A 23,932-nucleotide genomic window follows, 5' to 3' on the forward strand; every position below is an offset into this window, starting at 1 on the left:
TCAGCCGACAATCGCAGCGTTGAGCTGCGCCTGCAGGGCCGCGGCGTCCAGTTCCTGGCCAATCAGCACCAGGTGCGTGGCGCGTTCTTCGTCGGCACGCCAGGCGCGGTCGAAATGCTTGTCGAAACGCGTACCGACGCCCTGAATCAGCAGGCGCATTGGCTTGCCGGGAATGGCCGCGAAGCCTTTCACCCGCAGAATGCCATGCTGCACGACCAGTTGATTCAGCGCACCAAGCAGGACTTTTTCATCCGCCTGCGGCAGCTTCAGGGAAATTGAATCGAACGCGTCGTGATCGTGGTCATCATGATCGTCATCGTCGTGGTGATCATGGTGGGTTTTGCGACCGTCGATGTGCAGCTCGGACTCGGCACCGACACCCAGCAGCACGCTGATTGGCAGACGGCCGCTGCTCGCTTCGATCACCTTGACAGCGGGCGGCAGTTCTTCGGCAACTTCGGCACGCACCGCAGCCAGCCCTTCGGCATCGATCATGTCGGCTTTATTGAGGATGACCAGATCGGCGCTGGCCAACTGATCGGCGAACAACTCGTGCAGAGGCGACTCGTGGTCCAGATTCGGGTCGAGCTTGCGTTGCGCATCGACCTGATCCGGGAATGCAGCAAACGTACCGGCCAGTACCGCCGGGCTGTCGACCACAGTGATCACCGCATCGACCGTGCAGGCGTTGCGAATTTCCGGCCACTGGAAGGCTTGAACCAACGGCTTGGGCAATGCCAGCCCCGAAGTTTCGATGAGGATGTGGTCCAGGTCTCCACGACGAGCAACCAGTTCGCGCATGACCGGAAAGAACTCTTCCTGAACCGTGCAGCACAGGCAGCCGTTGGCCAGCTCGTAAACCCGGCCGTTGGCTTCTTCTTCGGTGCAACCGATCGTGCACTGCTTGAGGATCTCGCCGTCGATGCCCAATTCGCCGAACTCATTGACGATGACCGCAATGCGCCGCCCCTCGGCGTTGTCGAGCATGTGCCGCAGCAGGGTAGTCTTGCCCGAGCCGAGAAAGCCGGTGACGATGGTGACGGGAAGCTTGGCCAGTGTTTTCATCAGATGCCCTTTGGCAGTGCGGCGGGCAAACAGGACGAGAACCGCATGCCTGGCACACGGATCGGATCGCCACCGGATCACCCCGCCCGGTTGTAGTGAGAATTCGCAGACCCTGGGTCCGGTTCGAGGCAGGTCTCCTGGCTCACGGCGGCTTGCAGATCATTAAAGACCTGTCGACACGCATTCATTGCGCCTTCCCGCCGCAGCAGTGGCTGTGCAATGAACCTGACCGTTTACAGTTGCGGGGGCAGCTGCGGCGTATACCGCATTCCCGTCTTAGCTCCATTTGTAACGCATTACGCAGGGAGAACCTCGAACCGGCAAGGCTACGCAGTGACCGCAGACAGGTCAATCGTTCAGATTGACGATCCCCCGCCGCGCATGCTCTCCTGTACGCCTTGTTTCGGGTGCCCCTCACGGGGTGAAACGGGAAACCGGTGTGCTCGCCCTATTGTCGAGCAAGTCCGGTGCTGCCCCCGCAACGGTAAGCGAGAGAAGGTCTGATCCACTGTGCCGCGGCATGGGAAGGTGACCTTGCAGGGCTTGAACATACTGACGTTCAGTCCCCTCGCGAGCCCGGAGACCGGCCCGACATTGTTGCAATGACAAACCCGCGGTGGGCGGGCGCAGTTGAAACCTCCGGCATCTGTCGGCAGGTTCCTTTGCGCGTGGCCCACTTGCCAATCACCAAGAGGGATCGCCATGTCGACCATCAGCAGCAGCCACCCCGCCACGACCAGTTCCACGCGCACTCAACGCCTGACAGCCGCTATCAGCGCCACATTGCTGGGTGCCTGCCTGGTCTATTTCGCCGGATTCTCGCACATCGCTGCCGTGCACAATGCGGCACATGACACCCGTCACAGCGCTGCCTTTCCTTGCCATTAAGGGTTACACAATGTTCAAGCGAATCGCACAAACTGCCGGGTTCACAGGCCTGCTTGCGGCCCTGTTGCTGACTCTGCTGCAAAGCCTGTGGGTGGTGCCGCTGATTCAGCAGGCCGAAACTTACGAAAACGCGTTTGCCGAACAGGTGCATGAGCATGCCGAAGGCGCGACCGCCGAGCACAGTCATGCGCATGAAGAGGCGGCCTGGGAACCTGAAAACGGCTGGCAACGTGTGCTCTCCACTACGGGCGGCAATCTGGTGGTCGCGGTGGGCTTTGCCCTGATGCTCGCCGGGCTGTACACCTTGCGCGCGCCGCGTCGCACCGTGCAAGGCGTATGGTGGGGGCTGGCCGGTTTCGCTGTATTTGTGCTGGCACCCACCCTCGGCCTGCCACCTGAGTTACCAGGCACAGCCGCCGCCGAGCTGAGCCAGCGCCAGCTGTGGTGGATCGGCACCGCTGCGTCCACTGCCACCGGGCTGGCCTTGCTGGTATTCGGTCAGAACTGGCTGCTGAAAGCGCTGGGTGTGGCGATTCTGGTGGTGCCTCATGTTATCGGCGCGCCACAGCCGCTGGCCCATGAAAGCCTGGCCCCCGAGGCTCTGGAGTCGCAGTTCATGCTTGCCTCGTTACTTACCAACGCGCTGTTCTGGGTCGCGATGGGGCTGATCAGTGCCTGGTTGTTCCGCAGAAACGATGATCACAGCAGCAATGCCGACCTGCACCAGGCCTGATTCACTGCGGATTGACCCCGGCGCAGCCCTGGTCGCCGGGTTGGGCTGTCGACGCGGTTGTTCGGCAGCAGCATTGCGCGAGCTGATCGAGCGCAGTCTTCGAGCCATTGGCCTGGACATTGCCAGCGTCACCGCGCTGGCGTCTATCGATCTGAAAGACAAGGAACCGGGCCTGCTTGAATTGGTCCAGCAATTGGGCGTACCGCTGGTGTGTTTCAACGCCACGCAACTGGTGGCGTGGGAACTGCATCTCACCCATCGTTCTGCGCAGGTCTTTCAGACGACGGGCTGTCATGGTGTGGCCGAGGGTTCGGCACTGGCGCTGGCTGCGCAGTCGGGAGACGGCACCGCCACGTTGCTGATCGAGCGGCAGAAAAGCGCTCACGCAACATTTGCCTTGGCAATCAGCCCCGCCCACGGTGGATAATCGCCCCGCGCTCATTCACCCCGGAGAACACATTGACTGTCTACTTCATCGGCGCAGGCCCTGGCGATCCCGAGCTGATCACCGTCAAGGGGCAACGCCTGATTCGTACCTGCCCGATCATTATCTACGCAGGCTCGCTCGTGCCGCTGGCCGTGCTGGAGGGCAATCAGGCCGTGCAGGTGGCCAACAGTGCAGAAATGCATCTTGAACAGATCATTGAGCTGATCAAGGCTGCGCATGCGCAGGGCCAGGACGTTGCTCGCGTGCACTCCGGCGACCCGAGCCTGTATGGCGCCATCGGCGAACAAATCCGCCATCTGCGCGAACTGGACATTCCATTCGAAATCATTCCCGGCGTGACTGCGACCGCTGCCTGTGCCGCCTTGCTGGGCGTCGAGCTGACCCTGCCGGATGTTTCGCAAAGCGTGATTCTGACCCGCTACGCCGACAAGACGTCGATGCCCGACGGCGAGGAGCTGGCCAGTCTGGCCCGCCACCGGGCGACCATGGCAATTCATCTCGGCGTGAACAACCTGCAGCGGATTGTCGAAGAGCTTGCCCCCCATTATGGACTCGATTGCCCGATTGCCGTCGTGCACCGCGCCAGTTGGCCGGATCAGGACTGGGTGCTGGGGACACTGGCGGATATTCACGAAAAAGTGCAGGCCAGAGGCTTCCGCCGCACTGCACTGATTCTGGTCGGACGCGTGCTTGCCGACGATACGTTCAGCGAATCCTCGCTGTACCGCGCCGGGCATGCCCATCTGTTCAGGCCTGGATAACGCTCGCTCCCCCGCCTCGGACTCTGCCCGCAGGATGCGGCAAAGACCCGGGCGGTCCGTCCGTCAGGCGTCCTCAAGCAGCTGCTTCGTAGAGCTTCGGCGCAGCCACTTCGCCGCTTTCCAGACTCTTGCGTAGAATATCGGCCTGTAACGCAGCTGCTTTCATGGCGCTTTCCTTGATATAGCCATAACCACGAATGCGTTCCGGCAGACGTGCCAGGCTCAGGGCGGTGTGGCGGTTCTGTGCTTGCAGGTGCTGAAGAATCAGCTCTATGTCACTGACATAGCTATCAATCAAGGCCCTCTCCTGCCGACGCTCAAGGCTGCGGCCAAAGGGATCGAGTACCGTGCCACGGAGGAACTTGAATTTAGCCAGTACATCGAAGGCGCGCAGCATCCACGGCCCGAAACTGCGTTTGTGCGGCAGGCCGTCATGCGGATCGCGCTTGGCCAGCCAAGACGGTGCCAGGTGAAATTCCAGCCGATAATCACCTTCAAACTGTGCGTCCAGCTGGCGAGCAAATTCGCCGTTGCTGTACAGCCGAGCCACTTCATATTCGTCCTTGTAGGCCAGCAATTTGAAGTAGTTGAACGCCACTGCCTCGGACAGCGATGGCTGCTGACCAGGGAACACGCGTGATTCGGTATCGCGCACACGCTGAACCAGTTCCAGATAACGCTTGGCGTAGGCGCTGCTCTGATACTGCTTCAAGGTTTCGACATTGCTCTGCACGCGCTGATCAAGGTCCATTGGCTGCGGTTCGCTGACCTTCTGCTGCGGATTGACGAAAGCTTCGACCGCCGCAGGGTCATGGGCGGCACGACGCCCCCAGAGAAAAGCCTGCTGGTTGAGATTGACTGCCACCCCATTGAGTTCGATAGCCTTTTCGATGGCCGCCGAGGTCAATGGAATCAGCCCCAGTTGAAATGCATAGCCGAGCATGAACAGGTTGCTGGCAATACTGTCGCCCATCAATCGGGTGGCCAGCGATGTGGCTTCGACGAAGTGAGTTTTTCCGGCCCCGACCGCATCGATGATGGTCTGCTTCATGGCCTCGGCCGGAAACACCGCATCCGGATTGCGGGTGAATTCGGCAGTGGGCGTTTGCTGGCTGTTGACCACTGCATGAGAAATCTTGCTGTCGAGCTTGGCGATAGCATCCGGGCCTGCCGCCACCAGAAGGTCACAGCCCAGCAACAGGTGAGCCTCTCCGGCCGCGATGCGCACCGCGAACAAGTCCTCCTGGCGCGCTGCAATGCGAATATGGCTGACCACCGGACCGAATTTCTGTGCCAGACCGGCCTGATCCAGCACGCTACAGCCCTTGCCTTCCAGGTTCGCGGCATAACCCAGCATCGCACCGACGGTGGTCACACCCGTTCCGCCGACACCCGGCAGCAGAATGTTGAACGGCCGGTTCAGCAACGGCAGTGTGGGCTCGGGCAGACGAGCGAACGCCTCGACCTGCGTGGGCAGTGCAGGCTTACGCAGTTTGCCGCCATGCACCGTCACGAAGCTCGGGCAGAAACCCTCGACGCAACTGAAATCCTTGTTGCAGGCGCTCTGGTCGATTTCGCGCTTGCGGCCTTGGGGCGTTTCCTTCGGCAATACGGACAGGCAACCGGATTTGACCCCGCAATCGCCACAGCCTTCACACACGGCCGGGTTGATCAGCGCCCGTTTTTCCAGATCCGGCATCGTGCCACGCTTGCGACGGCGGCGTTTTTCCGTCGCGCAGGTCTGGTCATAGATGATGACCGACACACCTTTGAACTCACGCAGCTCACGCTGCACGCTGTCCAGCTCGCGCCGATGATGGAAGGTGGTAATCGGCGCAAAATCCTCCCGGCTAGGGTATTTTTCCGGCTCGTCCGAGACCAGTGCGATACGCTGTACGCCCTCATTGAACACCTGACGGCTCAGTTGATCGACACGCAGCACGCCGTCGATCGGCTGGCCGCCGGTCATGGCCACGGCATCGTTATAGAGGATCTTGTAGGTGATGTTGACCTTTGAAGCCACGGCCGCACGCAGTGCCAGATGCCCGGAGTGAAAGTACGTGCCGTCGCCCAGGTTTTGAAAGACGTGCGGTGTTTCGGTGAACGGTGCCTGACCGATCCAGGTCACGCCTTCACCGCCCATCTGAGTGAAAGTGTCGGTTTCGCGATCCATCCAGATGGTCATGTAATGGCAGCCGATCCCGGCCAGCGCGCGACTGCCTTCGGGAACACGCGTGGAGGTATTGTGCGGGCAACCGGAACAGAAATGCGGGGTGCGCTGGGTGGTAAACAGCGGCGCCTGGAGCGCTTGCTCCTTGTCGCTGAGAAACTGCAGACGGGCCTCGATCTGCGGACTGCTGTAGAACGGCGCGAGACGCTTGGCGATAACCCTGGCAATCATTGCTGGTGTCAGCTCGCCAAGATTCGGCAGTAATGAGCGGCCCTGTTCATCGAATTCTCCGACCACCACCGGGCGGCGATCAACCGGCCAGTTGTAAAGCTGACCAGTCAGTTGGTCTTCGATGACACTGCGTTTTTCCTCGACCACCAGTATCTCGTCCAGCCCTTCGGCAAAGTCGTGCACCGACACAGGCTCCAACGGCCAGCTCATCCCGACCTTGAGCACGCGTATGCCGACTTTGTCGCACAGGTCCTGGTCAATCCCCAGCTCTTCGAGCGCCTGACGCACGTCCAGATAGGACTTGCCGGTAGTGATGATCCCCAGCCGCGGCTGCGCAGAGTCAATGACGACCTTGTTGAGCTGATTGGCGCGGGCGAAGGCCCTGGCCGCATAGATCTTGTAGGTATTGAGCCGCGCTTCCTGAGCCAGTGGCGGATCCGGCCAACGAATGTGCAAGCCGCCCTCCGGCAGCACGAAATCTTCGGGGATACGTGTTTCGACCCGCAACGGGTCGACCTCGACCACGGCAGAAGAATCGACGTTCTCGGCGATGGTTTTCATTGCCACCCAGCAACCGCTGTAGCGCGACAATTCCCAACCGATGATGCCGTAGTCGAGAATTTCCTGAACGTTGCTGGGGTTGAGCACTGGAATCATCGAAGCGATAAACGCGTGCTCGCTCTGATGCGCAATGGTGGATGATTTGCAGCCGTGGTCATCGCCCGCAAGGATCAGCACACCGCCATTGGCAGCAACGCCCGCCGAGTTGCCGTGCTTGAAGACATCGCCGCAACGGTCTACACCCGGCCCCTTGCCGTACCAGAGGGCGAATACGCCATCGTATTTGCCCTGCGGGAACAGGTTGACCTGTTGGCTGCCCCAGACTGCCGTAGCCGCCAGCTCTTCGTTGATGCCCGGCTGAAAATGAATGGCGTTTTGCTGCAGATAGTCCTTGGCATCCCAAAGGCTTTTGTCCAGATTGCCCAGCGGCGAGCCGCGGTAGCCGGAAATGAACCCGGCCGTATTCAGGCCGCAGGCTTCATCACGCTGCTTTTGCAGCATCGGCAGGCGGGTCAGTGCCTGGGTGCCGGTCAGGTACAGATTGCCGGTGGCAAGCCGGTATTTATCATCCAGACGAATATCAGCCAGAGACATGCAGATACCTCTCTTGTTCTTATAGTGGTCAGGTCTTTGCACCGGGACGGTCCAGCCCGGCAGCCTTGCCACTAGACTGCCAGCAGCCAAGAGGCTTTTTCTTTCTAAATGCGTGCAAATCTGCTGATACTGAGCATGCTTTTTTCAACAAGAACAAAAAACAAGGTCAATTCATGCAGCCTAAATTGAGCCCTATCGATCGCAAGATTCTTCGTCTGTTGCAACATGACGCCAGCCTGTCTGCGGCAGAAATCGCCGAGCGGGTCGAACTGTCGCAATCGCCCTGCTGGCGTCGCATCCACAGGCTTCAGGAAGATGGGGTAATCGAACGCACGGTCGCGTTGCTCAGCACTCAGAAACTCGGTCTGAGCATGACGGTGTTCGTCGAGGTCAAGCTGTCAGGTCATGGCCGGCGTTATCTGGCCGAGTTCGAAGAGGCAATCATCGGTCACCCCGAGGTGCTGGAGTGCTACACGATGGCAGGAGGAATGGATTTCATGCTCAAGGTGGTTGCCCAGGACATCGCCAGCTATGAGCGCTTCCTGCGCGATCACTTGCTGCAATTGCCTCATGTGCACGAGGCGCATTCGAACATCGCCATGAGCACGGTGAAGCGCACCACGGAGTTGCCGCTGGACTAGAGACGGTCGGATTTATAATGAAGGAGAAAATCCGCCGAGCAGGCGCTGGCGGATTATCGGTGTCGATGAGGGCAATAAAAACATTTGACTTGCAAATGATAATGATTATTATTGCATCAGCGGGTCGCGAGATCCGCTGGATAACCCGGAAGCCTTAGGTCGGCTTCCTGATTATCTCCTCATCAGGCTAATCACGGTTTTTGACCCGGCTTTTTGCCGGGTCTTTTTTTGGTTCTTTCTTTTGGTTTCGCTGCTTCAGGCTAATGAAGTCGGGGTACTGCGCAGGTGTGTAGCAATGGCGCGGATCATAGCAAAGCAACCCTGACGATGGTCATGTTTTTGCAACGAAAACGGCCGATCGCGGCAGATAAAAAGTAATTGCTGCAACTTTTCACTTGAGAATGATTCTCGTATTCAATAGTCTATTCTTGTCACGGACGATACCTGTCATTGCAAGGAAGAACCTCCATGGAAGATCAGCGAGCGATACATCATGAGTAATCAGCTCTCGTCTTTGCTGCACCTCCCCGCCCGCCTGCCTGAGCCGCAACCCACGCTGCAGGCAATCGAGCTCGGCCACAGGCTGGGCAAGCTCTCGCGCCGTACACGGCAGATATTCCTGCTCAGTCGACTTGACGGTCTGACGTACGCCGACATCGCCCGCTTCATGGATGTCGATATCGCCCGGGTCGAACGTGCGATGCTTCGCGCATTGGGCAAGGCCTATCTGCAAGGCACCGATGACAGCCGCGCCATTCAGGACCAGGCCAGCCGCTGGTATGTACATTTGCAGAGCCCCGCTGCCACGGCCAGCGAACGCATCGAATTTCGCCATTGGCTGGACGCCGATGCAGCGCACCTCTCGGCGTTCCAGAACAGCGAGCGCATGTGGCGCCAATTGCAGGCACCTGCAGCGCTGCTCGGTGCGTCCGGCTGGCATCGACGCAAGCGTCGGGCTTATCTGGTCTGGTGCCTCCTGACCGCTTTCATCTGTAGTTTGATGGTCACCGCCGAGGCAATTTCCTGACAGACACATGACCGTTGTGATGAAGTTTACGTCGCAAGGCACTCTGTCGATGGGTGTACAGTAGCGCCCTGAAAAGGCATCTACGTACACAGGCACCTATCTTGGCTCTCACGATCAATTCAGACTTCGACAGCGGCAACATTCGGGTTATCGACTCCAGCGACCCGGCTCGTATCAGCCTGGCAATCGAAGCCGACACACAAAGCGCGCATTTCCAGTGGTTTCATTTCAAGGTAGACGGCCTGAATGTCGGCCAGACCTATGGCTTCAGCCTGACCAATGCCAGCCAGTCAACCTTCAACAGTGCCTGGACCGGCTACAACGCCGTAGCGTCCTATGACCATCAGAACTGGTTTCGGGTGCCGTCCGCCTTTGACGGCAAGGCACTCGACTTCAGTCTTGCCCCTGATCAACCGCAAGTCTGGTTTGCCTATTTCGAACCCTACAGCCGCGAACGCCACGACTGGCTGATCGAACAGGCTCAGGAAAAGGCCGGAGCACACGTGCTGACTGTCGGCAAAAGCGTCGAGGGGCGTGATATCCAGTTGCTGCGCAAGGGTGACGGTGCAGAGGGCAAGCGCAAGATATGGATGATTGCCCAGCAGCACCCCGGCGAACACATGGCCGAATGGTTCATGGAAGGGGTCATTGAACGCCTGGGACAAGTAGACGATGTTGTGTTGCAGCAGTTACTGGCCCGCGCAGACCTGTATCTGGTGCCGAACGTCAACCCGGATGGAGCCTTTCACGGCCACTTGCGCACCAACGCCAACGGCAAGGATCTCAACCGCGCATGGCAGGACAGCACCGAAGAGCAGAGCCCGGAAGTCTTTTTCATCAGGCAGCAGATGGAAAAGTACGGCGTGGACATGTTCCTCGATGTACACGGTGACGAGGAAATCCCATACGTATTCACCGCCGCGTGCGAAGGCAATCCCGGCTATACAGCGCATCAACGCCAGCTTGAAGAGCGCTTCCGCAGCCGTCTGTGCGACGTCAGCGAGAACTTCCAGACTGTCTACGGTTACCCGCGCAGTGCCCCCGGCCAGGCCAATATGAACCTGGCGGCAAACGCCGTCGGCGAGCGTTACAAATGCCTGGCACTGACGCTGGAGATGCCCTTCAAGGACCACGATGATGCGCCGGACCCGGTGACAGGCTGGTCAGGCAAACGCTCCGCGCAACTGGCCGTGGATGTGCTGACCGTGCTGGCCGAGATGGTGGAAGACCTGCGCTGAAGGCCCTGGCCCTTGTCTGCAAGCAAAAATGCCCACTTATGCGTGGGCGTTTTCGCTTCTGCCAACTGCACGACGCACGATCAATCCCGCCAACGCGATCAATGACAGCGTGATCACCACCGCGCCATAGACATTGCTGGTCGCCACCAGGCCCGCCGTGTGCGCAAAGAACCCGGCAACCAGTGCCGGTATGCAGAACGCCAGATAGCTGAGTACCAGAAAAGCCGACATCAGCCCTCCTCGTTCGTGGGCATGCGCCGTGGGCATCAGCATGCGCAACGCGCCCAGAAAGCTTGATCCGAAACCGATGCCAGCCACTACGGCACCAATGAAAAACAGCCACAGCATGCCCAGGTTCACCGCCAGCAGAATCACTGCCACACCGAGCGGCAAAAAACATGCGCCTACCCATAACCCCAGAACCGGCTCGCGCTGACGCAGACTGAGGATCGCCAGCGCGCCACTTAGGGTCAACGCGGCGACCGCCAGGCCGCCATTGAGAGGTGAGGTCGAGCCGGTCGCCGCCGCCAGCAAGGACGGGCTCAACGACAGGAAAAACCCACCCAGCGCCCATGCCGCAATGTCCACCGGCAGTACCAGCCATAACATACGCCGTGACTGCTGTGGCACATGTAACGAAGGCTTGAGCGATTGCCATACGCCCGGCTGGCGACTGACGGATTCCGCGACTCGGCCGAGGTAAATCGCCTGAAACACGAAAGCGGCCAGCAGGAAACAGTAACCCAGCACCAGTGGCAGCGGCGCGAACTGCACCAGAAACGCGCTCCCCAGCGCACCCACTGCCATACCGAGCATCGGTGAAATACTGTTGATCAGCGGACCTTTGACTGAATCGCTGTCCAGCAATGCAGCCCCCAATGCGCTGGCGGCAAGCCCGGTGGCAAATCCCTGCAACAGACGTGCAGCGATCAGCCATGTAACATCGCGGGCAACAATGAACAGCAGCATCGAGACGATCTGCAGCAGCAAGGCACCGAAAATCACCGGGCGCCGCCCTATGTAGTCAGACAACGAACCGCCAATCAGCAAGGCAGCCAGCAGGCTAAATGCATACACTGCAAAAATCAGCGTGAGCATGCCGGAAGAGAATCCCCAGGCCTCCTGATACAGGTGATAAAGCGGTGTGGGCGTGCTGGACGCGGCAAAAAAACACAGCGTCGTGAACGCCAGAAACCCGAGATGGCTGCGTACTTGGCCATCAGGCATCACGCCTGGTGATGTCGAACCTTGTGAAGATAGGGACATGAATAGGTGCTCCGCCCGTACAAACCGTTAAAGCCATGAATTAGCTTTTGCGGAGTGTGCGACGCGACAGCGCTTAAAGCAAATACTTTGTGTTAAGGTCCGCCGTATGGCTATCAAAGAAGCAGTACGCACCGGAGGCCGCAGTGCCCGCGTGCAGGAATCCATTCATCGCGCTGTCCGCGATTTGTTGCAGGAGCATGATCGCTCGGCAATCAGCGTGCCAATGATCGCAACCCGAGCGGGCGTTACACCGTCAACCATTTATCGCCGCTGGGGTGATCTGACCACGCTGCTGGCAGACGCCGCCATCGAGCATCTGCGCCCTGATGCGCCGATAGATCAAGGCAGCCTGCACCAGGACCTGCTGATCTGGAGCGAAATGTATCTGGACGAAATGTCTTCAGCGCCGGGTCGAGCCCTGATGCGCGATGTGGTCGCCAGCACCTCCGGTTGTGTGGGCAAGTGCGCGACAATGGTACGCGAGCAATTGCAGGTCATGATTGATCGTGCGACCGCTCGCGGAGAAATATCTCCGACTGCCGACGACCTGATCGATGCCGTTGTTGCCCCCATGATTTACCGGATTCTGTATTCCGAATCCGCGCCAACGCCTGAGCGCGTGCGCCAATGGGTAGAGCGCTGCCTGACCTGAGACAAGGTTTACAGCAGTCAGCGGCTGAAACTCCCGCTATGATGCGCGCCTTGTCCGATATCAATGACCGAACCTATTCATGCACACCCTTGCAGATCTGCGCGCCGGCAAACTGGCAGGCATCAAACGGCTTGACCTCTCCTGTGGCCTGAGCGAATTCCCGGTCGAGATATTCGACCTCGCGGACACCCTGGAAGTATTGAACCTCAGCGGCAACGCGTTGACCTCGCTGCCTGACGACCTGTGTCGCCTTACCCGTCTGCGCGTGCTGTTCGCGTCGGACAACGCGTTCACCCACTTGCCGGAAGGCATTGGCCAGTGCCAGCAACTGCGGATCGTCGGCTTCAAGGCCAATCGCATAGCGCACGTCAGTGCTGCCGCACTGCCACCGCGCCTGCGCTGGCTGATCCTGACCGATAACCGCATAGAGTCCCTGCCCGATGAGCTGGGCCGTCGTCCGGATCTGCAAAAACTGATGCTTGCCGGCAACCGGTTGCATGCCCTTCCCACGACTCTCGCCGGTTGTCACAGGCTGGAGCTGATCCGCATCGCCGCCAATCGCCTGACCGAGCTGCCGGACTGGCTGCTGAGCCTGCCGGCCCTGGCATGGCTCGCCTACGCCGACAATCCGCTGTGCCCTGAACGCACGGCGGCACCGATCCGTGAGATCCCGTGGGACCGGCTCAGCATGGGTCAGTGCCTTGGCGAAGGCGCTTCCGGGATCATCCAGCAGGCGCTCTGGCACAACGCCAACGATGAACGACGGGTTGCGGTCAAGCTGTACAAGGGCAATGTCACCAGTGATGGCTCACCGCTCAATGAAATGGCCGCCTGCATAGCCGCTGGCCAGCACACACAGCTGATCGAGGTTCTTGGACAAATCAGCGGGCATCCCGAGCGGCAACGCGGCCTGGTCATGGCGCTGATAGCCCCCGATTTCGGCAATCTTGCCGGACCGCCGAGCCTGGAATCCTGTAGCCGCGATGTCTACGCCAACGGCACACGCTTTTCCTTGCCGGTACTGCTGCGCCTCGCTGCAGGCATCGCATCGGTCACCGCGCATCTTCACGCCCGCGGGATCACGCACGGCGACCTGTATGGGCACAACATTCTTGTGCAGGAGGATGGCAATTGCCTGCTGAGCGACTTCGGTGCGGCGTCCTTTCACCCGTCAGCCGGGACGGGAAAGGCGCTGGAGCGCATCGAAACGCGGGCATTCGGTATCTTGTTGGGGGAATTGCTGGAGCGTTGCGAGGCAGATCCGCAGGATCAGAACGTCATGGCGGGTCTACAGGCACTGCAGGTGAGCTGCGTGCAGCCGGATTGCCAGCAACGACCGTCGCTGGCAGAGATTCTTCTGCACATAAAAGCATGGAGCGCGTAAAGCGCTCCACTGCACAGCGATCAGCCTGCCAGACCCACGTATACGTTCTGCACGTCGTCATGGTTGTCGATGGCTTCGAGAAACGCTTCGACTTCGGCCATCTGCTCATCGGTCAGGCCATCCACGGTGCTTTTAGGGCGATAGCCCAGTTGCGCGGACTGTACGGTGAAACCGAATTCGGGAAGCGCCTTGCACACCGCATCCATATCTGTGGATTCGGTCAGGAACAGCGTCGCGCCCTCTTCGGCTGGCTCGAAATCCTGGGCACCGGCTTCGATTGCCGCCAGCTCCGGATCAGCATCGGGTGAAGCCGGGACGGCCTCGATCATGCCTTGATACAGGAAGTCCCAGGATACCGAGCCCGCAGCGCCCAACTGTCCCTTGCGGAACAGCACGCGGATTTCCGAGACCGTGCGATTGATATTGTCGGTCAGGCATTCGACAATCACCGGTACGCGGTGCGGTGCAAAGCCTTCGTAGGTCAGACGCTCGAAGTTGACGCTCTCGCCCAGCAGGCCCGCGCCTTTCTTGATGGCACGCTCCAGGGTTTCGCGCGGCATCGAAGCTTTCTTGGCCTGCTCGACCACCAGCCGCAGACGCGAGTTCATGTCCGGGTCTGCGCCAGCGCGTGCGGCGATCATGATCTCCTTGGACAGCTTGCCAAACGTACGTCCCTTGGCGTTGGCTGCCGCTTCTTTATGCTTGACCTTCCACTGTGCGCCCATGTCTGCTCTCTTGATTCGCTAGGCACCTCGCCGCCTGCGCCTGCACGACTGACAGAACGCGGCGCTGGCAAGGCGCTGAAAAAGGGTCACCGGCAAAATACCCTGTCCGGCGCGGCGCATTTTATACGCGATCACGGCAGATGAAACCCCCGACCGACATATTGACCGAACCAACTCGCCAAGATGGCTGCCAATCGGGCTGACGGCAATCATCCGTTTTCCATCATGGCTTGTAGTCTTTTTCCGAAAAACCTTGCAGCAATGCTTTTAGGGCAAGGTATTCCGTAACCTGCGCGCCCCTGATTTTCACGGTAGAGAGCCCGCAGATGCGCAAGGACCTGCAAGTGCCCATCATGCTGGAGATAACCGACTGCCAGCCGGACATGCATATCATCAGCTTCATCGGCCACGAAGCCCTCAACGACCTGTATCGCTTCGACATCTGGGTGATCGGCAGCGATCCACAACTGGACGTTCGAAGCCTGTTGCATCGCGAAGCGTTTATAAGCTTCGGCGGGCCTCGAACCGGCAGGCATGGCCGTATCTGCCATGCAGCCCGACTTCACCGCGGCGCTCATGTGAGCCTTTACCATCTGATCCTGATGCCTGAGCTGCGCAGGCTGGCGCGGCAGCCGCAACGCCGCACTTATCAGGACATCGCGATTCCTCAACTGATTGTGCGGTTGCTTGAAGCGCACGGCATCGGAGCGAGCGCCTACCGGTTCGAGCACATGAACGGTCTGTATCCTGCCAGGCCGCTGCATATTCAGTACGACGAAAGCGATCTGCACCTGTTGCAGCGCCTGTGCGAGGAGGAAGGCATTCATTTTCGTTTCGAGCATCGCCCGTGCGGTCATCGGCTGGTGTTCTCGGACGACCCTGCAAGCTTTCCGGCACAGCCAGTACCCGTCCGCTTCAAGCATCAGGAACCGTCAGGTGCCTCGCGAGAGCCGCTCCTGCACCTGACCGAAGCTCTGTCGCTGCCGCACGCGTCAAGACAAACTGCTCACCCCTTGCAACCAGCCTACCGTCCTTCGTCACCACGCCAAGGGACCAACCTGACGGCGGCGGCCAATCAGGCATTCCGGCCACCAAGCCCTGGTGGCGCGATCGATCAGAAAGACACACTGCACCGCCAGCGCGGTATTCGCGCACTTGAGCGACTGCGCTGCGAACGACGCGATGTCAGAGGACGAAGCAGCGAGCCCGCCTTGCACTGTGGCGAAGTGATTCAGGTGCTCGATCACCCAGAGCCATTGCTCAATGATCAATGGCTACTGAGCGAAATCGGTCACGCAGGCAGGCAGTTACAGGTTCTCAGGGGTATCGCCCCTCGCGATGCGCTGACAATCCTGCGCATTCTTGTCGGCGCGCAGCGATCGTCACCCGCGGCTGCACAGCTACAGGGCAATGGCTATTGCAACAGCTTCAGGGTCATACCGTGGGCGATGCCGTTCCGCCCCTCGCTCAAACATCCTCGCCCCTCCGTCACAGGCGATCTTGGTGCCACGCTGCAACATAGCGAGGCTTGTCCGGGCCTGCACGGGTATCGAGCGGTCCGGTTCGACTGGCAAGTTCAAGCCCCGGCGGATGACCCCGTGCAGCGTTGGCCAATGGCCGAGGTCGCCTGCGCGGGGATCCAGGCGTTACCACCCGGCACACGTGTGCTGATCCGCTGTTTCGACAACAACCCCGAACGCCCCGTGATCTGCGCAGTGCTTCTGTCTGGAGAACGCCTTTCGATTGGCCATCCGGGGCCTGACGGTGTCACTGCCTCGTCGGTCGAGTGCATTCGACTGTCGAGCGGGCAGCACCTGCATGTCACCGCTCATGGCGGTGCGATTGTGGGCGGGCAAGCTGCGCAGTTGCACGTCGATGCTCGGCGAATCCTGATTGTGGGTCACATAGATCAGCAGTCCTTGAAATCAGGCTGGCGCTTGTCGATAAACGCGTTCATGCCCTCCTTCTGATCGTGGCTGGCGAATGCGGCATGAAAAACCCTGCGCTCGAACCGGATGCCTTCGGCCAGACTGACTTCGAAAGCGCGGTTGACGCTTTCCTTGACCATCATCGCGACCGGCAGAGACTTACCGGCGATAACAGCCGCTACCGCCAGTGCTTCCGGCAGCAATTGATCAAGCGGCAGCACGCGTGCAACCAGACCGGCGCGCTCTGCTTCGTGAGCATCGATCAGTCGGCCGGTCAGGCACATTTCCATGGCTTTGGCCTTGCCGACAGCTCGGGTCAGACGCTGCGTACCGCCCATCCCCGGCAATACACCGAGATTGATCTCCGGCTGCCCGAACCGGGCGTTTTCCGCAGCCAGAATGAAGTCGCACATCAATGCAAGCTCACACCCGCCACCCAGCGCAAAACCGGCTACGGCAGCCACGACAGGTCTGCGCCGCGCAGCGACCCGGTCACTTTCGCGAAACAGATCGTCAAGGTAAATCTGCGGATAGGACAGGTCGACCATCTCTTTGATATCCGCGCCGGCAGCGAAGGCTTTTTCCGAGCCTGTCAGCACGATGCAGCCGATGTCGCTGTCCGACTCGAACTGATCGAGCGCATGGTTCAACTCGTCAATCAGCTGAGCATTCAATGCGTTCAGTGCCTTGGGACGATTCAGCCTGACCACACCGACCGAACCTATAATTTCAATGATAATTGTCTCGTAAGACATTGATAAATATCCTTTTATAAAAAAATCAAAACACAACCATTTACTACAGAACTGACATTAATTTAATAATTCAAACTATTGATTTAATTGCTAAATAATAATTTCAACAGCAACGGCGGTAGCCTCGCCGCCACCGATACAGATAGCCGCCAGCCCACGCTTGAGGTTTCTGAGTTTCAGGGCCGCCAACAGCGTCACGATAATCCGCGCGCCCGAAGCGCCTATCGGGTGCCCCAGCGCGCAGGCCCCGCCATTGACATTGACCTTTTCGTGGGCAAGGCCCAGCTCGCTCATTGCCACCAGTGGCACGACTGCAAACGCCTCGTTGATTTCGAACAGATCAATGTCATCGAGCGCCCAGCCCGTCTTGCCCAGCAGACGCTAAATCGCTCCTATCGGTGCTGTCGGAAACAGGCCAGGCTGGTCGGCGAATGCCGCATGGGCATGTAACACCGCCAATGGCCGAAGCCCTCGCCGCTGCGCTTCGGACTGGCGCATCAACAGCAGCGCTGCTGCGCCATCAGAGATTGAACTGGCGTTAGCCGCCGTCACCGTACCCCCTTCGCGAAAAGCGGGTTTGAGCATCGGAATCTTCTCCGGACGCGCCTTGGGCGGCTGTTCATCGTGAGTGACTTGCCTGGTCTCTTTACCCACCTTGACCTGAACAGGAACGACTTCCGCATCGAAATGGCCGTCAGTGATGGCCTGCTGCGCGCGGGCCAGTGATGCGAGGGCGAACGCATCCTGCGCCTCGCGACTGAAGCCGTTGGCCCCGGCACAGTCCTCGGCAAAGGTGCCCATCAGCCGACCCGGCTCATAGGCATCCTCAAGACCGTCAAGAAACATATGGTCCAGCACCTTGCCGTGCCCCATGCGATAACCGCTACGTGCGCGATCCAGCAGATAAGGCGCATTGGACATGCTCTCCATGCCTCCGGCCACCACCACGGCGGTGCTGTCTGCCATCAACAGATCATGGGCCATGATCACAGTCTGCATGCCGGAACCGCACATCTTGTTTACGGTGCTGCACAGCGTCGCATTGCCCAGCCCGGCACCCAGCGCCGCCTGCCTGGCGGGCGCCTGACCGAGACCGGCTGGCAGTACGCAGCCAAACAGAACATGTTGCACCTCGGCGGGCTCTATACCTGCGCGTTCAACGGCAGCGCGAATGGCGATCGAGCCCAGTTCTGTTGCAGCGAGGCTTTGCAATTCGCCCTGAAAACCGCCCATAGGCGTGCGTGCAGCGCTGACAATGACTACGGGGTCTTGATGAAGGGGGGTCCTTTCGATGGGCATGGCTTTCTCCAGTCTTGTTTTTATTGGATCGGTCGAATCATCAACCTGCGGCACTGCCGACGCAATGGTTGAAACAGGCAGATTAGCGGGTATCCCGGCATTGCGCCCGACCAGGCGAATCTCTCACAGCGGGTGAGGTCTGAAGTTGACTGAACCCGACGCTGGAGCACACGAATGTCGCTACGCCCGATCCGCGCCCTGCTCTCATGTCTGCTTATCCTCAGTCTGAGCGCGTGTGCGCTAATCCCCCACCGAGACCCGCTTACGATCAATGTCGTCGGCATCGAACCGGTTCCCGGGCAAGGACTTGAACTGCGTATGGCGGTCACTCTGCGCGTGCAGAACCCGAACGAAACCGAGATCAACTACACCGGCGTGGCGCTGGATCTGGACGTGAACGGCAGACTGCTGGCTTCTGGGGTGAGCAACCAGAAAGGCACCGTCGGACGTTTCTCCGAGGCGGTGCTGGTGGTGCCGGTCAGCGTGTCGGCGTTTGCCGCTTTGCGTCAGGCGCTGGGACTGTCCCAGAGCCAGCGCCTGGATAATCTGCCTTACACCTTACGCGGCAAGCTGGCGGGCGGCCTGTTCGGCACGCTGCGTTTCAGTGACAGCGGCACCCTGGATCTGCGCCAGGCCGAGGGCGATCCCTGGTAAACCTGACTGACGGCCTGAAGCAACGGGCAGGCGCGGCAAACATGAACGGTCGACACCGGTGGCATGTTTGCTGCTAGCCCTGAAGACACGCTCTGCGCCCCTTTCATGCTCAAGGAAGATCTGCCAATGACTCTGCAAACGCTGCCAGCACGATTCCGTCACCTGCCCGCTCTCATCCTTTTCGCATTCACGCTCGGTCTGTCCAGTGCGCCGGCATGCGCGGCCGAAAAAAGTGCCAAACGCGGCATCGCCTATGACGTCGCCCTGCCTGCCGACCTGAGCGCTTTGTCGTCAGGCGTGAGCTGGTGGTACAACTGGAGCCCCAAGGCTCACGACCGCCTGGCGTCCTACGATTACGCCTCGACGTACAGCGTGGATTTCATCCCGATGGTGTGGAACGACAACCTCGACGACGGCCAGTTGAAACAATACCTGTTGGCCCATCCCTCCATTCACTACCTGCTGGCCATCAATGAACCCAATTTGCTCGACCAGGCCAACCTGACGCCGGAGGCAGCGGCCAGCTTCTGGCCCAGGCTGGAACAGATCGCGGCTCAGACCGGAGTAAAACTGGTGGGCCCGGCGATGAATTGGGGGACCATGCCGGGCTACGGCGACCCGGTGGTGTGGCTCGATGCCTTCTACACAGCGTACCGGGCCATGAACCAGGGTCGGGATCCGCGCATCGATTATCTGGCGTTTCACTGGTACGACTATGGTTTGTCAGGAATGCTCGACAGACTGTCGAAGTACGGAAAACCCTTCTGGGTCACCGAGTTCGCGAATTGGCACGCGCTGGATGACGGAATGCAGATTGACTCAGTCGAAAAGCAGAAACAGCAGATGGCCGATATGGTCGCCACGCTCGAGCAGCGCGCAGATGTATTCAGGTATGCCTGGTTCACTGGCCGGATGAACCCCGACCCGCACTTTTCCAGCCTGTTGAACAGCGAAGGTCAACTGACCGAGCTGGGTCAGTACTACCTCTCGCTGCCGCACAGCGAGTGATCCCGCGAGGCTTGCTCAAGGCATCTTCGCAACCCGCAAGCGAAGCCGCGCCGATCTCGGTCAGGCCACTGATGATGTGCTGCGTATAGGGAAATGACTGATCGGCTTCCAGAACTTTTGCCGAGATCAGAAGGCCCTCCCTGACCAGAGTGTCGACTGTCGTGACACACACATGGATTGCAGGGGCTCGGGAGTGGGCACGCACCAGCTCCCTGTAGATCTGCCCGAAAGTCAGCTTTTGGGGCTTGCTCACGCACAGGCGCTTGACGATGCTCAAGACAGCAAGATCAACGCGCGGATTTTCGTCACTCACCGCATTTGCCTTTAACGTAATGAAGCCTGAACAACACACCCGCGGAACACCATTATCGTTCTTGCCGACATCAACAATAAGCGTTTAAACCCTGAAAGAGGCAACACGCCGAACGCTCTATTCTTTGGCAAAAGAGAGTTGATCTTTTTTATTAAAATTTGCGCTTCAGGCGCATTAAGAAAACAACTGAATCGCCACTCAATAGTGATGGACGGATGTACTTTACCGCTCACTCATCCGCTTTTAATGTGTGCAGTAATGGCAGGATCAAAAGCTTAACAGAACCTTAAACCTAATAACAGTTAGGTTTAGAAAAAAGCAATTAAAAGTCAATATTACTGTAAACCATGAAATTTTATTGCTGAAATATAACAATAATTAGCCATTAACTCTGAAAAAATCACTGAATTCGCCGACTGACTTTCACAAAAAATCATACATAGCCAAATGACATCATTTAATAAAAACAGTCTTGGTAATACTTTATCGGTCGGTGAACTTTTTACGCTCGCGCCGGACTGAGTGTTCAGCCAAGCGATGTGTCATTGCCACAGCCGCCTGTTTCCTCCTGCAAACCATTAATCGAGATTCAATCGATGACTAGAACCATGCTGTCTGTTTTCAGTGCAGTACTTTTGTGTGCGCACAGTGTGTCCACGCTGGCAGCGGACTCAACGTCTACCGCCACCACCACAGGGTCCGATCAACAGAGTCGAGTGCAGGTTGAAGCCAGACGCGATCAGTTGTCGGGTGCCGACAAGATCAGCCCAGCCAGACAGCAGAGCTCGTCCTCCCTGCTCGATGCTCCAGTAGACACCGACGACGCCCCGGTACAGGCGCAACGCCCATGAACAGCCTCTATCAACCGATTACATCGACCAGAAGGACACTTGCCTTGTCAGCCTTCAAACAGACATTGGGCTTGAGCCTGCTGACGTTCAGCGTCATGCAGGCCAACCTTGCGCTGGCTGCCGTTACCCCGGCGACCGGCAATGAAGTCGAAGCGCGCGTCAGCTCGATTCTCGACAACATGAATCAGTCGGAAAAGATCAACTTCACCCGCGTCAACGACGGCCACATGATCCCTTCCCTGCTCAAGTGGGGTATCAAGGGCACCGTGGCGTATGACTCGTCCATGGGCGTGCACGTCAACAACGCCACGTTTGGCGCTCAGTACCCGTCGCAGTCCGCGCTGGCGGCGACCTGGAGCATCAACCGGGCCAAGGAGTTCGGCCTGGCCATCGCTTACGAGACACGAATCTCCGGCGGTCAACAGATGCTCTCGCCAGGTGCCAACCTGTATCGCACGCCTTACAACGGTCGTTCGGCCGAGTACGTCAGCGGTGAGGACCCGTTCCTCGGTGCAGTGCTGGCACCTGCGATCGTCAACGCCATCCAGGCGCAGGGTATCCAGGCCAGTGGCAAGCATTATCTGGCCAACGAGCAGGAAGCCAACCGCCAGGCAGTCGACGTCAAGGTTGATGAGCGCACCCTGCGCGAGCTGTACCTGCCAGGCTTCGAATCGATGGTCAAGAACGCCAACGTGGCCTCGATCATGTGTGGTTTCAACAAGGTCAACGGCGACTACGCCTGTGAAAACCATCATCTGATCACTGAAGTGCTCAAGGGCGAATGGGGCTATCAGGGCATGGTCATCAGTGACTTCAACGCCATCCACGATGCGTTCAAGGGCGCGTGGGCCGGTACCGACATCGACATGCCCTCAGGCCTTCAGTTCACCGAAGCCAAACTCCTGCCTTACCTGTGGAGCGGGCAACTGACCCAGAACGTGATCGACGACAAGGTCAAACGCAACCTGCGCGCGATTGTCAGCTATGACCTCCAGGAAAACCTCAACACCGCCAAGACCCTGGACCACCCCGAGTACGGCATGCGCGCGGCGCTGAATACGGCGCGCGAATCCATCGTCTTGCTGCGCAACGAGAACACCGCTGCGGGCAAGCCATTGCTGCCGCTGGCACGCTCGGCAAAGATCGCCGTGATCGGCAACTGGGCGCATGATGTACCGGCATCACCTTTCGGCACCGCCAACTCGCCGCCCAACAGCTATGTGACCGAACTGAGCGGCCTGCAGCAACTGGCAGCCAGCAGCGCCGATGTGACCTACCTCTCGGAGATGAGCCTGAATCCGACCAGCTCGGTGTGGTATCAGCCGGCAACCGGCGACAACGGGATCAGTAATGCCGGGGTGAAAGCCGAATACTTCTCCAACACCAGCTTTTCCGGCGACCCGGTGCTGACGCGCGTCGAGCCAGGCTTGAACCTCAACTGGGCCACCGGCACCAACGCCACCAACGCAGGCAGCACGGCGGTGTCCGGCTTCAGCCCGACAGCCGGCGCATTCTCGGCACGGTTCACCACGACCATCAAGCCGACAGTCTCGGGCGCACAGGTATTCAAAGTGCGGGCAGACGGCCCGTACAAGCTCTGGGTCAACGATGAACTGGTGCTGCAGAGCGACGGCGTGCCTTACTCTGGTGACGTCGTGAATGCGCTGACAACGTCGGGGAAAACCGCGTCATTGTCGGCTGGCAAGACGTATAACGTGAAGCTCGAATACCAGCGTATACAGGGCAACTTCATCCCGGTGCTGGGCGGCCTGACCGGCGTGCAGATGAGCTGGGCTTCGTTGCGTCCGCCAAAGGACCTGTCGAAATACGATGCCGTCGTGGTGGCTACAGGGACCACGTCTGAAAACGAAGGCGAAGGCTCTGACCACGGCTTCGATCTGCCTGATCAACAGGCCGAACTGATCAGCTTCGTCGCCAAGGCCAATCCTAATACCATCGTCGTCATGCACGGCGGTGGCGTAGCCAACATGCAGCCTTGGGCGAACAAGGTCGGCGCGACGCTGCAAGCCTGGTTCCCAGGCCAGCAAGGCGGTCAGGCGCTGGCCGAGATCCTTTATGGCAAGGTCAACCCGTCGGGCAAGCTGCCGGTCACGATCGACAAGAAGATCGAGGATAACCCCAGCTATGCCTCTTACCCGGACCCTGCCGCCTATCACGGTGACAATGCCCTGACTGAAATGACCTACAGCGAAGGCATGTACATGGGTTATCGCGGGTATGACAAAAAGCACGCCAAGCCGCTTTATCCCTTCGGTTATGGCCTTTCCTACACCACGTTCAGCTACAGCGACCTGAAACTGTCGACCAATGTGCTCACGCCAGGCTCGACGATCGATGTCAAATTTACCGTGACCAACACCGGCGACAAGGCAGGCTTCGAAGTTGCACAACTGTATGTGCAGCCGGTCAATCCTGCCGTGGACCGTCCGGAGAAGGAACTCAAGGGCTTCACCAAGGTGTACCTGCAGCCCGGAGAGAGCAAGACTGTCAGCGTACCGATAGACTCGCGTTCGCTGGCCTACTACGTCGACAAGACCGCGAGCTGGGACGTTGACGCCGGGAAGTTCAAGATTCTCGTGGGTGCAAACTCGGAGAACCTGACGCTGAACAGGACGCTGATCACGCTGTACCCCGAAAAACTGACCACTCGCGACAGCAACCCGCTGCCGCTGCCACTGCGCAAGGCAGTACAGGTCAGCGCGACACAGACTTACTGATG

19 protein-coding genes, 2 pseudogenes and 2 riboswitches are annotated in these 23,932 nt (G+C 59.1%); of the genes and pseudogenes, 14 read left to right on the forward strand and 7 right to left on the reverse strand.

The window, feature by feature from the left end; all coding sequences use genetic code 11:
• The gene (cobW, locus tag ALO80_RS04605; protein WP_055008113.1) at nt 1-1,065 is read right to left on the reverse strand and encodes a cobalamin biosynthesis protein CobW; all 1,065 of its coding nucleotides are present in this window, start codon (nt 1,063-1,065) and stop codon (nt 1-3) included.
• Between the two features lie 110 nt (nt 1,066-1,175).
• A riboswitch (cobalamin riboswitch) is annotated at nt 1,176-1,395 on the reverse strand.
• 58 nt (nt 1,396-1,453) lie between these two features.
• A riboswitch (cobalamin riboswitch) is annotated at nt 1,454-1,671 on the forward strand.
• 96 nt (nt 1,672-1,767) lie between these two features.
• Here cobW and ALO80_RS04610 point away from each other — a divergent pair.
• The 4 genes from ALO80_RS04610 to cobM are packed head-to-tail and all read left to right on the forward strand — an operon-like array spanning nt 1,768 to nt 3,895.
• On the forward strand, nt 1,768-1,953 hold the full coding sequence (locus ALO80_RS04610) for a CbtB domain-containing protein (protein ID WP_054988274.1): 186 nt from the start codon (nt 1,768-1,770) through the stop codon (nt 1,951-1,953).
• A 10-nt stretch (nt 1,954-1,963) separates the two neighbouring features.
• Complete coding sequence (locus ALO80_RS04615) at nt 1,964-2,686, forward strand: CbtA family protein (protein WP_054988273.1); 723 nt, start codon at nt 1,964-1,966, stop codon at nt 2,684-2,686.
• A complete protein-coding gene (locus tag ALO80_RS04620; RefSeq protein WP_055008114.1) occupies nt 2,664-3,113 on the forward strand; it encodes a cobalamin biosynthesis protein in 450 nt (149 codons plus the stop codon). The genes ALO80_RS04615 and ALO80_RS04620 overlap by 23 nt, the downstream gene beginning before the upstream one ends.
• Nucleotides 3,114-3,145: 32 nt before the next feature.
• A complete protein-coding gene (gene cobM, locus ALO80_RS04625; protein ID WP_055008115.1) occupies nt 3,146-3,895 on the forward strand; it encodes a precorrin-4 C(11)-methyltransferase in 750 nt (249 codons plus the stop codon).
• A 73-nt stretch (nt 3,896-3,968) separates the two neighbouring features.
• On the opposite strand, the gene ALO80_RS04630 is transcribed toward cobM, so the two are convergent.
• A complete protein-coding gene (locus ALO80_RS04630; protein WP_055008116.1) occupies nt 3,969-7,451 on the reverse strand; it encodes an indolepyruvate ferredoxin oxidoreductase family protein in 3,483 nt (1,160 codons plus the stop codon).
• A gap of 173 nt (nt 7,452-7,624) precedes the next feature.
• Here ALO80_RS04630 and ALO80_RS04635 point away from each other — a divergent pair, with 173 nt between their 5' ends.
• The 3 genes from ALO80_RS04635 to ALO80_RS04645 all read left to right on the forward strand — a co-directional run bounded on the left by ALO80_RS04635 (nt 7,625) and on the right by ALO80_RS04645 (nt 10,357).
• On the forward strand, nt 7,625-8,092 hold the full coding sequence (locus tag ALO80_RS04635; RefSeq protein WP_002553253.1) for an Lrp/AsnC family transcriptional regulator: 468 nt from the start codon (nt 7,625-7,627) through the stop codon (nt 8,090-8,092).
• Nucleotides 8,093-8,585: 493 nt separating this feature from the next.
• Nucleotides 8,586-9,119, forward strand: a complete 534-nt coding sequence (locus ALO80_RS04640) for a sigma factor-like helix-turn-helix DNA-binding protein (RefSeq protein WP_055008117.1) — start codon at nt 8,586-8,588, stop codon at nt 9,117-9,119.
• Between the two features lie 101 nt (nt 9,120-9,220).
• Nucleotides 9,221-10,357, forward strand: a complete 1,137-nt coding sequence (locus ALO80_RS04645) for a M14 family metallopeptidase (protein WP_055008118.1) — start codon at nt 9,221-9,223, stop codon at nt 10,355-10,357.
• 36 nt (nt 10,358-10,393) lie between these two features.
• On the opposite strand, the gene ALO80_RS04650 is transcribed toward ALO80_RS04645, so the two are convergent.
• Entirely contained in the window at nt 10,394-11,623 is a 1,230-nt protein-coding gene (locus ALO80_RS04650; protein ID WP_055008119.1) for an MFS transporter, read from the reverse strand.
• A gap of 106 nt (nt 11,624-11,729) precedes the next feature.
• Here ALO80_RS04650 and ALO80_RS04655 point away from each other — a divergent pair, with 106 nt between their 5' ends.
• Nucleotides 11,730-12,275: a TetR/AcrR family transcriptional regulator gene (locus tag ALO80_RS04655; protein ID WP_055007110.1), complete on the forward strand. Its 546-nt coding sequence runs from the start codon at nt 11,730-11,732 to the stop codon at nt 12,273-12,275.
• A gap of 79 nt (nt 12,276-12,354) precedes the next feature.
• Entirely contained in the window at nt 12,355-13,659 is a 1,305-nt protein-coding gene (locus ALO80_RS04660) for a leucine-rich repeat-containing protein kinase family protein (RefSeq protein ID WP_055008120.1), read from the forward strand.
• Between the two features lie 20 nt (nt 13,660-13,679).
• Here the strand turns inward: ALO80_RS04660 and ALO80_RS04665 are convergent, their stop codons facing one another.
• A complete protein-coding gene (locus tag ALO80_RS04665; protein WP_054988263.1) occupies nt 13,680-14,384 on the reverse strand; it encodes a YebC/PmpR family DNA-binding transcriptional regulator in 705 nt (234 codons plus the stop codon).
• A gap of 326 nt (nt 14,385-14,710) precedes the next feature.
• Here ALO80_RS04665 and ALO80_RS04670 point away from each other — a divergent pair, with 326 nt between their 5' ends.
• Nucleotides 14,711-16,354, forward strand: coding sequence for a type VI secretion system Vgr family protein (locus ALO80_RS04670; RefSeq protein WP_055008121.1), 1,644 nt, complete (start codon nt 14,711-14,713; stop codon nt 16,352-16,354).
• Here ALO80_RS04670 and ALO80_RS04675 read toward each other — a convergent pair.
• Entirely contained in the window at nt 16,294-17,067 is a 774-nt protein-coding gene (locus ALO80_RS04675) for an enoyl-CoA hydratase (RefSeq protein ID WP_055008122.1), read from the reverse strand. The two genes, ALO80_RS04670 and ALO80_RS04675, sit on opposite strands and share 61 nt — an antisense overlap.
• Nucleotides 17,068-17,157: 90 nt before the next feature.
• Nucleotides 17,158-18,366: pseudogene (locus tag ALO80_RS04680) on the reverse strand (acetyl-CoA C-acyltransferase).
• 174 nt (nt 18,367-18,540) lie between these two features.
• On the opposite strand from ALO80_RS04680, the gene ALO80_RS04685 reads away from it, so the two are divergent.
• Both ALO80_RS04685 and ALO80_RS04690 read left to right on the forward strand, forming a co-directional pair.
• On the forward strand, nt 18,541-19,020 hold the full coding sequence (locus tag ALO80_RS04685) for an LEA type 2 family protein (RefSeq protein ID WP_054988259.1): 480 nt from the start codon (nt 18,541-18,543) through the stop codon (nt 19,018-19,020).
• Between the two features lie 126 nt (nt 19,021-19,146).
• On the forward strand, nt 19,147-20,028 hold the full coding sequence (locus ALO80_RS04690) for a glycoside hydrolase family protein (protein WP_055008123.1): 882 nt from the start codon (nt 19,147-19,149) through the stop codon (nt 20,026-20,028).
• Between the two features lie 37 nt (nt 20,029-20,065).
• Here the strand turns inward: ALO80_RS04690 and ALO80_RS32260 are convergent.
• Nucleotides 20,066-20,380 (reverse strand): annotated as a pseudogene (locus ALO80_RS32260) (hypothetical protein); the annotation flags it as partial.
• Nucleotides 20,381-20,949: 569 nt separating this feature from the next.
• Here ALO80_RS32260 and ALO80_RS04695 point away from each other — a divergent pair.
• Nucleotides 20,950-21,192, forward strand: a complete 243-nt coding sequence (locus ALO80_RS04695) for a hypothetical protein (protein ID WP_055008124.1) — start codon at nt 20,950-20,952, stop codon at nt 21,190-21,192.
• A complete protein-coding gene (locus tag ALO80_RS04700; RefSeq protein WP_055008125.1) occupies nt 21,189-23,930 on the forward strand; it encodes a beta-glucosidase in 2,742 nt (913 codons plus the stop codon). The genes ALO80_RS04695 and ALO80_RS04700 overlap by 4 nt, the downstream gene beginning before the upstream one ends.
• The last annotated feature ends 2 nt before the right edge of the window (nt 23,931-23,932 follow it).

Origin of the sequence: Pseudomonas caricapapayae (genome assembly GCF_001400735.1) — a bacterium.
Taxonomy (GTDB): Bacteria; Pseudomonadota; Gammaproteobacteria; order Pseudomonadales; family Pseudomonadaceae; genus Aquipseudomonas; species Aquipseudomonas caricapapayae.

Excerpts from the sequence above, each read along its gene's own strand:
- cobW (WP_055008113.1), bottom strand. The coding sequence starts at position 1,065 with ATGAAAACACTGGCCAAGCTTCCCGTCACCATCGTCACCGGCTTTCTC.
- ALO80_RS04610 (WP_054988274.1), top strand. The coding sequence starts at position 1,768 with ATGTCGACCATCAGCAGCAGCCACCCCGCCACGACCAGTTCCACGCGC.
- ALO80_RS04615 (WP_054988273.1), top strand. The coding sequence starts at position 1,964 with ATGTTCAAGCGAATCGCACAAACTGCCGGGTTCACAGGCCTGCTTGCG.
- ALO80_RS04620 (WP_055008114.1), top strand. The coding sequence starts at position 2,664 with ATGCCGACCTGCACCAGGCCTGATTCACTGCGGATTGACCCCGGCGCA.
- ALO80_RS04630 (WP_055008116.1), bottom strand. The coding sequence starts at position 7,451 with ATGTCTCTGGCTGATATTCGTCTGGATGATAAATACCGGCTTGCCACC.
- ALO80_RS04635 (WP_002553253.1), top strand. The coding sequence starts at position 7,625 with ATGCAGCCTAAATTGAGCCCTATCGATCGCAAGATTCTTCGTCTGTTG.
- ALO80_RS04640 (WP_055008117.1), top strand. The coding sequence starts at position 8,586 with ATGAGTAATCAGCTCTCGTCTTTGCTGCACCTCCCCGCCCGCCTGCCT.
- ALO80_RS04650 (WP_055008119.1), bottom strand. The coding sequence starts at position 11,623 with ATGTCCCTATCTTCACAAGGTTCGACATCACCAGGCGTGATGCCTGAT.
- ALO80_RS04655 (WP_055007110.1), top strand. The coding sequence starts at position 11,730 with ATGGCTATCAAAGAAGCAGTACGCACCGGAGGCCGCAGTGCCCGCGTG.
- ALO80_RS04660 (WP_055008120.1), top strand. The coding sequence starts at position 12,355 with ATGCACACCCTTGCAGATCTGCGCGCCGGCAAACTGGCAGGCATCAAA.
- ALO80_RS04665 (WP_054988263.1), bottom strand. The coding sequence starts at position 14,384 with ATGGGCGCACAGTGGAAGGTCAAGCATAAAGAAGCGGCAGCCAACGCC.
- ALO80_RS04670 (WP_055008121.1), top strand. The coding sequence starts at position 14,711 with ATGCGCAAGGACCTGCAAGTGCCCATCATGCTGGAGATAACCGACTGC.
- ALO80_RS04675 (WP_055008122.1), bottom strand. The coding sequence starts at position 17,067 with ATGTCTTACGAGACAATTATCATTGAAATTATAGGTTCGGTCGGTGTG.
- ALO80_RS04685 (WP_054988259.1), top strand. The coding sequence starts at position 18,541 with ATGTCGCTACGCCCGATCCGCGCCCTGCTCTCATGTCTGCTTATCCTC.
- ALO80_RS04690 (WP_055008123.1), top strand. The coding sequence starts at position 19,147 with ATGACTCTGCAAACGCTGCCAGCACGATTCCGTCACCTGCCCGCTCTC.
- ALO80_RS04695 (WP_055008124.1), top strand. The coding sequence starts at position 20,950 with ATGCTGTCTGTTTTCAGTGCAGTACTTTTGTGTGCGCACAGTGTGTCC.
- ALO80_RS04700 (WP_055008125.1), top strand. The coding sequence starts at position 21,189 with ATGAACAGCCTCTATCAACCGATTACATCGACCAGAAGGACACTTGCC.